The sequence below is a fragment of the Dietzia sp. SLG310A2-38A2 genome (assembly GCF_014145095.1).
Classification (GTDB): domain Bacteria; phylum Actinomycetota; class Actinomycetes; order Mycobacteriales; family Mycobacteriaceae; genus Dietzia.
The window spans coordinates 1-12,219 of the sequence record NZ_JAALDX010000227.1 but is presented as its reverse complement, the minus strand read 5'-3'; the positions used below and the strand labels follow the sequence as shown (position 1 = coordinate 12,219).

Annotated in this window: 11 protein-coding genes and 1 pseudogene; 8 read left to right on the top strand and 4 right to left on the bottom strand. The window is 66.7% G+C overall.

Going from position 1 to position 12,219, the window contains the following annotated elements:
* The 6 genes from G6027_RS08590 to G6027_RS08565 form a co-directional block, all read left to right on the top strand.
* On the top strand, positions 1-1,469 hold a 1,469-nt coding region (locus tag G6027_RS08590; RefSeq protein WP_182636805.1), incomplete at its 5' end, for a peptidoglycan DD-metalloendopeptidase family protein.
* 20 nt (positions 1,470-1,489) lie between these two features.
* Positions 1,490-2,029: a hypothetical protein gene (locus G6027_RS08585; RefSeq protein WP_241726955.1), complete on the top strand. Its 540-nt coding sequence runs from the start codon at positions 1,490-1,492 to the stop codon at positions 2,027-2,029.
* A 31-nt stretch (positions 2,030-2,060) separates the two neighbouring features.
* Positions 2,061-3,791 carry a TraM recognition domain-containing protein gene (locus G6027_RS08580; protein ID WP_182636803.1) on the top strand — a complete coding sequence of 577 codons (1,731 nt, stop codon included), beginning with the start codon at positions 2,061-2,063 and terminating at the stop codon, positions 3,789-3,791.
* Positions 3,788-4,294: a DUF4913 domain-containing protein gene (locus G6027_RS18755; RefSeq protein ID WP_182636802.1), complete on the top strand. Its 507-nt coding sequence runs from the start codon at positions 3,788-3,790 to the stop codon at positions 4,292-4,294. The genes G6027_RS08580 and G6027_RS18755 overlap by 4 nt, the downstream gene beginning before the upstream one ends.
* Complete coding sequence (locus tag G6027_RS08570; protein ID WP_182636801.1) at positions 4,291-4,983, top strand: hypothetical protein; 693 nt, start codon at positions 4,291-4,293, stop codon at positions 4,981-4,983. The genes G6027_RS18755 and G6027_RS08570 overlap by 4 nt, the downstream gene beginning before the upstream one ends.
* Positions 4,980-5,717, top strand: coding sequence for a hypothetical protein (locus G6027_RS08565; protein ID WP_182636800.1), 738 nt, complete (start codon positions 4,980-4,982; stop codon positions 5,715-5,717). The genes G6027_RS08570 and G6027_RS08565 overlap by 4 nt, the downstream gene beginning before the upstream one ends.
* Positions 5,718-5,743: 26 nt before the next feature.
* On the opposite strand, the gene mobF is transcribed toward G6027_RS08565, so the two are convergent.
* Entirely contained in the window at positions 5,744-9,283 is a 3,540-nt protein-coding gene (gene mobF / locus G6027_RS08560; protein ID WP_182636810.1) for a MobF family relaxase, read from the bottom strand.
* 237 nt (positions 9,284-9,520) lie between these two features.
* Here mobF and G6027_RS08555 point away from each other — a divergent pair, with 237 nt between their 5' ends.
* On the top strand, positions 9,521-9,877 hold the full coding sequence (locus G6027_RS08555) for a hypothetical protein (RefSeq protein WP_241726954.1): 357 nt from the start codon (positions 9,521-9,523) through the stop codon (positions 9,875-9,877).
* A gap of 235 nt (positions 9,878-10,112) precedes the next feature.
* Here the strand turns inward: G6027_RS08555 and G6027_RS19325 are convergent, their stop codons facing one another.
* Positions 10,113-10,241, bottom strand: a complete 129-nt coding sequence (locus G6027_RS19325; RefSeq protein ID WP_277612322.1) for a hypothetical protein — start codon at positions 10,239-10,241, stop codon at positions 10,113-10,115.
* Here G6027_RS19325 and G6027_RS18750 point away from each other — a divergent pair, their 5' ends adjacent.
* Positions 10,242-10,445: a hypothetical protein gene (locus G6027_RS18750; RefSeq protein ID WP_241726952.1), complete on the top strand. Its 204-nt coding sequence runs from the start codon at positions 10,242-10,244 to the stop codon at positions 10,443-10,445.
* 136 nt (positions 10,446-10,581) lie between these two features.
* On the opposite strand, the gene G6027_RS08545 is transcribed toward G6027_RS18750, so the two are convergent.
* Both G6027_RS08545 and G6027_RS08540 read right to left on the bottom strand, forming a co-directional pair.
* A complete protein-coding gene (locus G6027_RS08545) occupies positions 10,582-11,574 on the bottom strand; it encodes a hypothetical protein (RefSeq protein ID WP_182636799.1) in 993 nt (330 codons plus the stop codon).
* Positions 11,575-11,955: 381 nt separating this feature from the next.
* A pseudogene (locus G6027_RS08540) lies at positions 11,956-12,219 on the bottom strand (hypothetical protein); the annotation flags it as partial.

The following is a 12,219-nucleotide window of genomic DNA, read 5'->3' as shown; positions in this document are numbered from 1 at the left end:
TCGCCGAGGGCGACTACGTCGTGTCCTCGACGTATAAGAGCGCGGACCGGCCCGATCACCGGGGCATCGACCTGGCCGCCCCCGATGGCACCCCGATGTACGCGATGGCTGGGGGAGTGGTGACAGCCGCCGGCCCCGCCTCCGGGTTCGGGAACTGGATCATCATCGACCACACGATCGACGGCAAGCCCTACTCGACCGTCTACGGGCACATGTGGGACGACGGGGTCGCAGTGCAAGTGGGCGACACCGTCACCGCAGGACAGCACATCGGCAAAGTGGGCAACAACGGCCAGTCCACCGGCGCGCACCTGCACTTTGAGGTGTGGGAGGGCGGAAGGCTGGCGGGGGGAACCGAAACCGACCCGCAGCCATGGCTCGACAGGGCAGTCAACCCGGGCTCCGGCGGGAGCGAACCAGACGACCAGGACAGCAGCAGGACCCCGGCCCCGTCCTCGCCGAAGCGGCCAGCTCCGCCGTCTGGCGGGGAGCTGCCCGATTCGGACAAGATCCAGTCCAAGGAGAACCTGCAGGTCGACTCGATCCGCGTCGCCCGGGCCGTCGCACAGCGATTCCCGTCAGTGCAGACCATCGGTGGTTGGCGCCCGGTCGATGCCTACCCGGACCACCCCTCGGGGCGGGCGGTGGACATCATGATCCCGGACTACGAATCGGGCGAGGGCCGTGAGCTGGGAAATCGCATCAAGAACTACCTGCTCACGCATCGCGAGTTCTTCCATCTCGAGTACATGATCTGGCGGCAGATGTACATCCCCGCCGAAGGCCAGCCCAACCAGATGCCGGACCGGGGCACCCCGACCGAGAACCACTTCGACCACGTCCACGTCACCGTCGTCGGCGGCGGGAAGCCGACGGACGACCAGCGCTACGGATCGGCCCCCACCGACGGAGCTGACGACTCCTCGGAGACCAGCGGCGCCGCAGGCGGCGAGGACTGCGCCCCGGACTTTGGGCACCGGAGCCTGAACACCGGTGAGATTCCCGAGGAGCTGCGCAGGTGGATCGACCTGGGCGGCCAGGTGTGCCGCGAGGTCGATTCGCCGCTATTGGCCGGGTTGCTCTACCACGAGTCGGTGGGGTTTCAGGCCACCGCGGTGTCACCGGCCGGCGCCCAGGGCTACGGGCAGTTCATGCCTGGCACGTGGGCGTCCAAGGGCGCGAAGGTCGACGACAACGGTCAGGTGGCCGGACCGCCCGGCTCGGGATCCCCGTCCGATCCGGCCGATGCAACGATGGCCGCCGCCCGCTACCTGTGCGAGATCGCCGAGGGCCAGCGAGAGGGCATCGCCTCCGGCCAACTCAGCGGGGATCCGCAGGCACTGATGCTGGCCGGGTACAACGCTGGCCCGGGAGCGGTGCAGCAGTACGGAGGGGTTCCGCCCTACGCCGAGACTCAGAAGTACGTGGTCATCGTGCCTCAAGAGGCCGAGCGGTTCGCGAACGCATGAACGAGATGAGGGATCAAGCGATGAGCAGAATGAAGCTAGTCCTACTAGCGGCACTAGTGATCGCCGTAGCGGTGGCTGCCGTGGCGGTAGCGATCACGCTGGGCCGCGAGGACGAACCCGGCACCGACGCACACGTGCACATCGACCCGATCACCACGGCAGACGAGGTGGCAGTCGCGGTGATGTCCGGGGTCCACACGTGGACCCCGGCTCAGCAGCAGTCCCCGTGGGATGCGATGCACGCGATCGCCGACCAGCTGACCGGACCGATGGCCACCGCAGCGGCGACTCGTCCCGATCCCGATCCCACGCCCCGGCAGTGGCCGGCCTGGGCCAGGTCCGGTGACCGCGTGATCGGAGCTGCCAGCCTGGCCAGCGAGCAGGACCCGGTCGCAGGCGACGCTGTCACCGCGCAGCGGGTGGTGCAGGTCCAGCAGAAGGTGCTGCACACCGACGGAGCGACCACCCCACTCGAGCAGATCACCGTGACCGTCGAGCTGGAGCTCGCCGGCGACCACTGGAAAGTCTGCGGCTACCAGTACAGATCCGTCGGCGACTAGACCAGCGCGAACACCACATTAAGGAGCAGTCATGGCAGGCAAAGACGTCGCAAGAAAGTCGCAGACGCGCGAACCCGGACCGACAATCGCACTGGCCACCATGGGTCTCATCGCGGCCGCGGTGCTCGGCGTGTGGGCGTGCGTCACACTCGGGGAGAAGCTCACGGCCAGCGGCCAGGACGTCCCCGGCAACCCGGTAGTCGCGGTGATCGACCTGGCGCAAGGACAGATCGAGTGGACCACCGGCGCCACCATCGTCGCGGTCGCCCTGGTGCTCATCGCCGGCGCCCTGCTGGGCGGCGTCGCAGGTGCACTGGGGCGCCGGCAGGCCCGCAAGACTCGCGTGGACGACGTGAGCCAGCACCTGGCCGGCCGCGCGGACGTGAAATCACTGTCGACCAAGAGCGTGACTCGCGCCAACCGCAGCCGGGGCGAGGCCACCAGCGTCCCCGGGGTGTACATCGGCAAGGAGGTCTCCACTGGGCAAGACCTCTGGGGAGGCTGGGAGGACCTGCACCTGGATCTGTGGGGTCCCAGGCAGGGTAAGACCTCCAGCCGGATCATCCCGATGATCCGGCGAGCACCGGGCATCTGCATCTCCACCTCATGCAAGCGCGATGTCATCGAGGCAACCATGCCGTTTCGGCAGCAGGTCGGCCGCGTCTGGGTGCTCGACCCGCAGGACAAGGCCGTCGGTCTGGACACCTCGAGGTGGTACTTCGATCCCCTGGACTTCGTGCGCCGCGATCAGTGGTGGGACGGCAACGCCGAGGAGCTCGCCGAGATCTTCAACGCCGCCACCGCCCGCGGGGAGGCCGGCAGTGACCCGAACGCCTACTTCTACAGCCAGGCTGTCGACCTGCTCGCCTCGCTGTTCCTGGCGGCAGCGATGGAGGGACGGCCCATCACCGACGTCTACGGCTGGGTGTCCAACCTGGAGGACTCCACCCCGGTCGAGATCCTCTCGGGCAGTCAGTGGGGGCCGCAGGCCGCAGACCTTGCCAGCAAGTACCGCGCCGAGCCCCGCACCCGCTCCAACGTCTTCTCGGCGGCCAAGAACATGATCTCCTGCCTGGGACGACGCCAGATCGTGCGGTGGTTGACCCCGCAGGCCGGGGCGGAGCGATTCGACCCGGTCGCCTTCGCAGGCTCCACCGCCGACACCCTGTATCTGGTCTCCGATGAGGAGAACCCGATCGGTCGGCCGGTGACGTCGATCTTGACCGTGGCCGTGTTCAAGGCCCTGGTCGACCGCGCCGACACCTGCCCTGGCTCGCGTCTGCCGGTCCCAGTGACCGCGGCGCTGGACGAGATCGCCAACATCGTGCGCTGGCCCCGCCTACCCGACTACTACTCCACGTTCGGCTCTCGCGGCATCATCTGCGACACCGTGCTCCAGTCCTATGCCCAGGGCGTCGAGGTCTGGGGGGAGCAGGGCATGAAGAAACTGTGGTCGGCCGCGTCGATCGTGGTCATCGGCCCCGGTCACAAGGACTACCGCTTCCTCGATGAGTTGGCCCACCTCATTGGCACCCACACCGAACAACAGCGTTCGGTCTCCCACGGCGGCGGCGATCGCGGTAGGTCCGTGTCTACGCAGACCGTCGAGAGGCAGACCCTCAATGCCGCAGAGCTAGCGGCACTGCCCTTTGGACGAATGATCGTCCTGGCCACCGGCCGCCGGCCGATTCTGGCCCGAATGGTGCGCTGGGATCACCAGGACCTGCCCCCGGCGCCGAAGAACAAGGAGACGGCGGCGTGAGCCACTTATTCGACGAGCCGATCGTCAAGGCGTTCAGCGCCACCATCAGTGAGGTCGCTAAGACCGCGCTGCCCGCAGCAGTACAGGACGTGCTGGCGACACCGCGCCTGTCGGATCACCTCGCTCGCACCATCGAGCGAGAGGTGGAGCAGTTCGCGGAGACCGAGTTGGGTGTACCGCCGTCTCTGCGGTTCACCGACGAATTCGCGTTCTTCGACGACTACCTCCGTCTGGCCTACGAGTCGGGAGGGATGAGCCAGAAGTGGTGCTCACGGTGGTGGGCTCACGGCTCAGTGCGGTTTCGTATCCGCTCGATGTGGCTTGCCTACGAGGCGCTCGCCCGCAAAGACCCGGCCACATGTGACGAGCTGTTTCTTCGCACCATCGGGGACCACCACATGACCCTGCTGACGGGGGAACGTTCCCCGATGCTCGCCTGCGACACCAGCCATCAACCAGGAAGACCACTCAAATCTGATCCAGTCGAAGGAGGCGCATCATGAGCCCTCATCCCAGCGACCCCGTGGTTGCCAATCTGATCCGCCACGCCCGCGTGGGCGCGTCGGTTAGTCCGTACCCGACACGGACACGCTCGATCGGAGAACACTCCGTCCGCCAGCACTCGGTGGGATCTCTGATAGTTGAGACCGCTCGCGCCGATGCAGGGGTGTCCGGGGAGGTCGCCCAGGCCCGACGAGAGATGATCGCTGGCGAACTAGAGCGGCGGAGAATGGTCGAAGCTGCCGACGAGGCCCGCAGACGAGCCGAAGTCGACCGTGCGCAGGCCGAACGCGACCGAGATGAGGCAGTGGATCGTGCCCGTCGACAGGGCGGACCTGACCCCGATTTCCTCACTCTCGCCTTGATCGCCGCGGTGACACTCGAAGTCTCCGACACCGACCTGGTCGGTGTACTCGACGCCGCACTCACCGACACTCCCGATCTATCAGCAGCCGACAGCGCCGCGCTAGCCGGCGACCGCCGGGTCGGGCTGAGCCCTGATCAACTGTCGGATGAGCTGACCGCTACAGGCGTTTCCCCGTCGGTCGTAGATGGGCTGGTCAGCACAGGAGCTGGGACGACCGCGCCGGCCGAACTGATCATGCAGTCCGAGAGTTCCGCGCAGCAGACCCTTGCCCCCCACACCAATACCCCAACTGTCGATGCATCTCCGGAGGTCGAGGAAGCATGACCGCAAGCGCCTCCAGCACCGACGAGCTGCACGCATACCTGGCCGAGGTGTTGGCGGCAGCGAACTCGCCGTTGACTGTCGTACCGCCGTCCCCAGCCGAGAACCCCTGGAAGATTCACTTCCGAGACTCACGGCTCGACACGACCAAGCACCTCGGGCGCGACCAGCTCCACACCCTGCTCGATACCCGACCGGCCGCGGCCGTCATCACCGCATTGGAACACTGGTCGGCGGCCCCCGAGATCGTCATGGCCATCACAGATGCGCACTTCCGCCCCGATGAGATCCGCATCAGGAATGTCGAGAGCAACGCCCTGTTCCAGGGCGTCATCAGCGTGGAGTCTGAGCGTGACCAGATGACGATTGCTGTACCAATCGACTCCATCTCACTCGATCCGCCCGAGCTGATCGGACCCCGCGGACTCAAGGCGATTGAGTCCACACTCGATCGCCTAACCGGCACTTCACTCGACGAACGCCTCGACATGGTCACTCCGATAGGCGTCCAGATTTCTACCGGCACGCTCACCCCGCCGGCATGGTCGCCCAATGCTGCACCCAGAACCACCTCGCGCCCCAGCGCCGCTAAGGAGGCAGCTACTGCGGTCAGCTCGTTCATCGGGTCATATCTGACCCATCGAGGCCGCCAGGACCCAGCTAGCAGCCCAGGCCCAACCGACTTCACGCCAAGCTCACACCAGAGCCGACAGCCCGACCCCGGGCCACAGTTCTAACGCCTGCTCGAGGCCAACCGGCAGGGTCACCAGAGGTCAGCTGACGAATCCGGCCCCGTAGCCGGACCCCAGTCCACAGACGGTCCGGTCGTCGTCCCGACGGCCGGGCCGTTTGCTCTGTCTGCGGCCCGGTGCGCGAGGTAGGAGGCCGCGAAGGAGTCGGCCGCGTCGTCGGCTTGCTCGGCTGGCGCTTCGGCGAGGTCGCGGTGGGTTGTTGCCAGCCAGTCGGCCAGTTCTGGGTCGGAGGTGGTGGTGACTGGGGGAGGGGTGGGCAGTTCACCCCTGGACGTCTCCTCTGTCATCACGTGACGTAGCCGGTGGGCGATGACGGCACCGGGGGAGTCGGCGGTGTCGAGGTCTGTGGTGGCCTGGGTCCAGTGTTCGCGGGGGTCGATGCCGGCCTTGGCGGCGGCGGTCCACGCCCACGTGATCGTGTCGTGTTGCTCCGGGTGGGCCTCGATCTGGTGTCCGTAGGCGCGTGGCAGGGCGTCGATGTAGGTGGGCAGGGTCGCGGCGGTGAACGCCTCGGCGGCGAGGTCGACGCCGTGGCGGTACAGCGTTTCCAGCCGCTCGGGTGAGGTGGCCTGGTCGAGCTCCTCGCGCAGGGTGCGGGTGGCGGATGCCTGGTGGGTGTCTCGGGCCAGGATGGTTGCGAGCACCTCGATGGCGGTGGGCGCGGCGCGGTCGCCGGCGGAGTGCATGTGGGCGTCTTCGGCGGTGAGGTCGAGGGCAGGTTCGCACACGGCGTAGGCGCGGTTCTCATGCTTTCCGCGGGTCATCGCAACGTAGAGACCGGCCCGGTCCACCGACGAGTCAACGACGGCGTGGGTGGTGTCCACGGTGGCGCCTTGGGCGCGGTGGATCGTGGTCGCGTAACCGAGGTGCATGTTCGCGGCCGCGTAGTCGGCGGGGATGAGGAGGTCCTGGCCGGTGCCCAAGTCGCGGACCGCCAGGGCGCCGTCGCCTGTGATGCCGGTGACGGTGAACAGTTGCCCGTTGACCACTCGGCCCAGGTACGTGCTGTCCTCGGTGAACAGCTTCTTGTTCAGGCGTGCGATGACGGTGTCGCCGACTCCGACTGTGTCCCCGCGGGCCACGCGAGTGGTGCGGGTGTCGTCCACTAGGCCGTCGGCGATTCGGCTCGAGCGGATGACCTCATTGAGGGTGTCGACGTCGGCGTTGCGGGAGGCGATGACCAGGCTCTTGCGCCCGGCCTTGGTGTCGGCGATAAACGCCTGCACGGCGTCGGTGAGCATCTGCTCTCGGAGGCCCCCGTGAACCCATCCGCGCTGGGAATAGAGGTGCAGCGCGTCGGTGTTGCCTTCGCGGAGCTCGAGGGTGGCTTCGGCCTGTTCGGTGTCGGCTCCCATGCGCATGACTTCGCGCAGCTCTACTGTTCCTGGGGTGTTGGCTAGGTCGGCGAACAGTCCTCCGGACTCGACTGCGGCGAGCTGTTTGGGGTCACCGATGAGTCGGACAATGGCGCCTGCTTCTTGGGCGATCTCGGTGAGTGCGGCGAGGTTCTCTGTGCTGGCCATGCCTGCTTCGTCCACGAGCAGCATGTCCCCGGGCCGGATCTGCACAGGCAGCGCCGCCAGAGTCTTCGGGACAGGGTGTGCGGGATTCAGGCCGCGCCAGGTGAAGGTGAGGGAGTCGATGGTGTGAGAGGTCGCCCCGATTTCGTCTGAGAGGATCGATGCCGCTGCGGCTGACGGCGCGAGGCCGATGACATTGCGGCCGGTGTCCTGCCAGGTGCTGGCGACCAACGTCATGCTCGCTGTCTTTCCTGTGCCGGCCGGGCCTACGCCCGCGGCGACGAGGGTCCCCGAGTTGAGCAGGTGCCGTGCCAGTGCTGACTGTCCGGCGTTGAGCGACCACCCGTTCTCGGCCTCGTGGCGAGCTAGTGCTTTATCGACCGCGGCGTCGGTGGCAAAGAGCGCGACCGGTCTCTGGGCAGCAGCCAGCGTCAGGGTTTCGGCCTCGAGGACAGCACTGGTGGTAAACCTTTGGGAATTGGCATGGCGATCAATCCCAGCTCCCGCCTCGCCAGTCAAGACGTCGGGAAGCACGAGCGGCTCGGGCGGGGTCAGGGCCACCATGAGCCCATTCCGCGCCTCGCCCATCACCTGACGGTGCGCTTGTTCCAAGGCGTCCGGGGACTCAAACCGGTAGCCCTTGAGCACGGTGGAGACTGCGGTGTCGACATGGGACTGGCGGAACTGGGCTCGCCGCGAAGTCACCATGCCCACCGCGCGAACCGCGACCTCGCGGGCGTGATCGTCGGCCGAGAACAGAGGCCGCTCTGGGTCCTGCTTACCGGGCGCCACGATGGCATTGATCATCCCGTCCACGGCCGCTGGTCCCACATGTTGCTCGGCGGCCTCTCGCCAAGTTGCCCGGTGCTCGCCGAGCGACTGCGCCGGCTTCTTGGCGTCGCGGGTGTCCAAGATTGCCTTCTGCCACAGGGCGTAGGCGGCGCGTTGTGATGGCTGCCGCCCATTGGTTCGGGCGTACTGGGCAACGAGCCGGTCATACACCGGCCGAGCAAGCGTGCGTCGGGAGGAGAAGGCATCAATCAGACGGCGATCGATGCCTTTGACTTCCCAGATCGGGGCCTTGTCTGCGTGCGGGTAGTGGGCTACAAAGTCCAACCCCATCCGGCGGGACAGCAGGTCGTGGAGGATCGAGTCGTACCGAGCAGAGATAGCCTGGTGCATTTGATGAATGGCGCGAGAGTCCAGCGTGCGCCACCGCCCATCCGGGCCTTGCACCTTGTTGGCGATCAGCACATGCGAGTGCAGGTCCGGGTCCCCGCCGCGAGTGTCGAAGTGGGTGAACTCGCTGGCGATGATTCCACCGGTCTTGACCTGCTCGATACCGCCCGTTCCTGTCCGGGTGTACACCGCATTGTTCTCGGCCCACCGCAGTGTCTCGGCGACGGCCTCGTGGTGCAGTGCGGCCACCTTCGAGGCGGTGGACTCATCAGATAGCGCCCATAGGACGCTGACACTTTTCACCGGGGAGAAAGTGAAGTCGAACCCGGCGACGGCCTGTCGAACCTTGTCGCGTTCGCGGTTGACCCAGGCGATGACATCGCGGCCCGAGGCGTGTTCGTAGCCAAACTCAGCTGTGTAGTAGGGACGCCCTACGCTCTCAGCGATCTGGCTCTTCTCGTCCGTAGTCGGGCGCCGTCCCTCGTCTGCAAGGAAACCCTTCTCAGCAGCCGCCAGGGCGTCAAGCACGGGAACTCCGGCGGCGTACAGGGGGAAAGAGCGCCCGAGTTTGCAGGCGGCGAGGCTGGTGCCGGCGCGCATCATGTCGTCGGTGTCCGGGTGCAGACCTTCGCCGTACAGGGCGGCCATCTGCGGCTCGGTGACCACGGCGCCGTCCACTGCGTTCTCGGAAGCCAGGCCTGTCAGTCCACTGCCGACCCAACGACCTGGCGGGGTGCCCTTGGCGGCGTAGTAGTCCGCCAGGCTCTTTCCCTGCGGGTCGGCATCGTGAGTGGCGACCGAGCGCAGCAGGTACTGGTATCCAGTTCCCGCGTGAACCGCTCGCAGACTCATCACAGGCCCAGACTAGGCACGCCGGCTGGCGTCGTCTACGCCGCCGCGCTCGCGGGGGCGTGACCAGCGAGGATCCGAACGACACTAGTAGTGCCTACTGTGTACGGCTGTTTAGGCGAGCGGTAGCGAGGCCTTTGGGGTGGCGCGCGGGTCGGCGCTGCTGTGCCGGCACTGGGCGCCTTGGTGGGGGAGAGGTAGTCATTGCGGGTGTCGTAGGCGGGCTCTAGGGTTTGGTCCATGGCTGCTACGAAGACTGATTCGCGTTCCCAGACCGCGCGGGCCCGCGCCCGTCAAGCCATGGCCGACGAGCTAGAGCGAGCTCGCAAGCGCGAGTCCAAGCTTGTGGCGGTGTTCTCCGCCATCGACGCCCGAGCCGATGCCGAGGCCGCATTGGGAGACGCGCTGATCGAGTTGAAGGACCTCGGCGTAGCGCAGGCGGACCTGGCCGAGATGACCGGGCTGCCGGCCCGCGAGGTTGGCGCAGCAATCCGCGCCGCGAAGAACCGAAGTGACTCCGGCGACGAGACGCCGGAGACCGCGGGCGAGCACGCGCCGGCCGAGACTTCGGGCCACAACGGTGCCGAGTCACACTGACCCGCGCACCAGTCTCGCGGGCGTGGACATTCCTCTGCCGGGCCTGGACCTGAGTCCGGTGCCAACTCCCGCGGCTGCGACGCGGCGGTCGCGTCCCTACAGCTCGAGCCTGCCTCCGACCCAGGCGGCCATCGACGCGTTCTGGTCCCGCGTCGTCAAAGCGCCCGGCGATGGGTGCTGGTTCCTCATCTCAGCGATCTCGGGTGTCGACGGATATACCCGCTTGACGTGGCGATCAGGTGGGATCAGCCGAACCGAATCCGGGCACCGATTCGCGCTCCTGCTCGCCGGCCAGCTCGGCGACCGAGTCGTGGCCGAACACCGCTGCAACGAACCCCTGTGCGTGCGCGTCGATTCCCGCCACGTGATCGCCTCCACCCAAACCGCGAACCTGCGCTATGCCGTGGCATGCGGTCGCACCGGCACGATCCGCAGCCCCGACCAACACATCAACCGCTACGCCCGGTCCATAGCCGTGCGCGAGGCCCTCGCCGGTGGTTGGAACCCTGAGGCCTACGCCCGCGCCCGCGGCAACACCGCACCCCTCGACACACCACCACTGTTCTAGAACCCATAGACTCACACCCACACAAGATGGGTCCCGCCGACGGCGGGGCCCATCTCTTCGTTCGCGGCAGTCGCTGGATGTGTCAGCGGACGACTGCTTGGAGATCTAGATCCGCTGTTCTTGCAGCCTGGGCGCGCTATCGCAGTTCGCGGGCGGTCCTGTCTGATTCCAGATTCGGGGACTGCTCGTAGGCGGCTCGGAAGCGCTTGTCCGCTGCTTCGTAGAGGTCGGCCAGTGCCTCGGTGGCCTTGTCACGTTCCCAGAACACGATCTGCACGACCTCTGCTCGCGTAAAGACCGGCAGGGGGGAGTGAGTGTCCTGGAGCTTCGTCAGCATCAGCTCGCGTAGACCATCGTCGTCGAGGCCCGTCTTCTTACGCCAGGCGAACAGCTTGGACAGGAGTCCCGGGGGAACCCTCAGGCTCGTGGTGTCGTACGGAGATATTCTGCTCGCGAGGATCGGGATGACGTCTACATCGAAGCCGTTTCCCGGGACTGCGAGGTCGTAGTAGATGACTTCCGCGAGTATCTCGATCGCTTCTGCCCAGCGGCCCTCCTCGGCGAGAAACTCAGCCATCAGATGCCTCGTATTGCGGAGAAGACCCCAGTCTGAACGGCGGGCATTGAGCACGACCTGTTCATTCAGGTGGCGCCACACGATGTTTCGCCATTGCGTGCTTGATTCGGCGTGGACCATACGGTCCAGCGAGTAGATGTCGACCGAGTCCAGGTGCGTGGTCTTGTGGACGTACGGGATGTGCGGGTTGTCGTCGAGCACCTTCTGCCCAGCTGCGGTGAGCACGTACCAGGACTGAGGGAAAGCAGCTTTCAGGACTTGGGACGGTATGGCGTCCAGCGCTCGAGCTACGAGGTCCGCTTTTCGGCCGGTCGTTTTCTGTCCCTGCTCCTTCAGGACCGCCTTCAGCGCGCTGCCAGGCTGCGCCTCGAGCGTTTCTGGAAGATCGCCGATTCGGAGGTAACCGCGCTTGGTCAGTGATGCCAGCGCCGCCTGCGGATCGTCTGCTCCGTACGAGCGGGACCAGTAGATCGGAAAGTCCTGCCGATCAGTCGTGTAGGACTCGGCGAAGTAGAGCAGCAGCACGTCATCCGGGCGCAACCGTTCACTCATAGGCCGACCTTACGTGCGAGCACCGCCCCCGAGACTCGCGAGCGGCCCACTGCATCCGGCTGCGCCGTCCTCCCACACAATGACAACCCAGCATGGACCTACCGCTCCTACCGCGGGCGCATTCCTGCTGACGAGATGACGGCCTACGCGGACGCCAACTAGTCGCACAGGGGCGAAGAACGTCCCGACTTCCGACGTGTGCGACAGCGGTAGCCAGCAACGCGGTGATCGGGGTCCTACATCGGCATTCCCTCTTCACCGTCGTCTTCTCGGTGCGCACCCAGTTGGGCGCGACTCGGGCCGGGCCTCCTACGACCGACCTCCGGCCAGGCGGCTGGCACTCAAAGACAATCAGTGCCTCCACGCGCTGTGCTTGGTCAGCTACGACCGACCTGGCTCGCCCGCGCTGCGGGTGGTCTCGCGAAGTGAGTCCAACACCTCTCGCAGCGTGTCTGACGTCGCCTCCGCCCGGACCCGGGCGCGGTCTGACTCCTCAGCCTGGGCGCGTGCGACGCTGGCGTCGGTGAGCGCTGTGGCGAGCTGGCCGCGCAGCTGCTCGACCTCGGACCGCAATCCCTCCAGCTCGCCGAGCGCCTTCTCGCGCGCAGCGACCGCCCCGTCGCGCTCACCGGCAGCCTGCTCGGC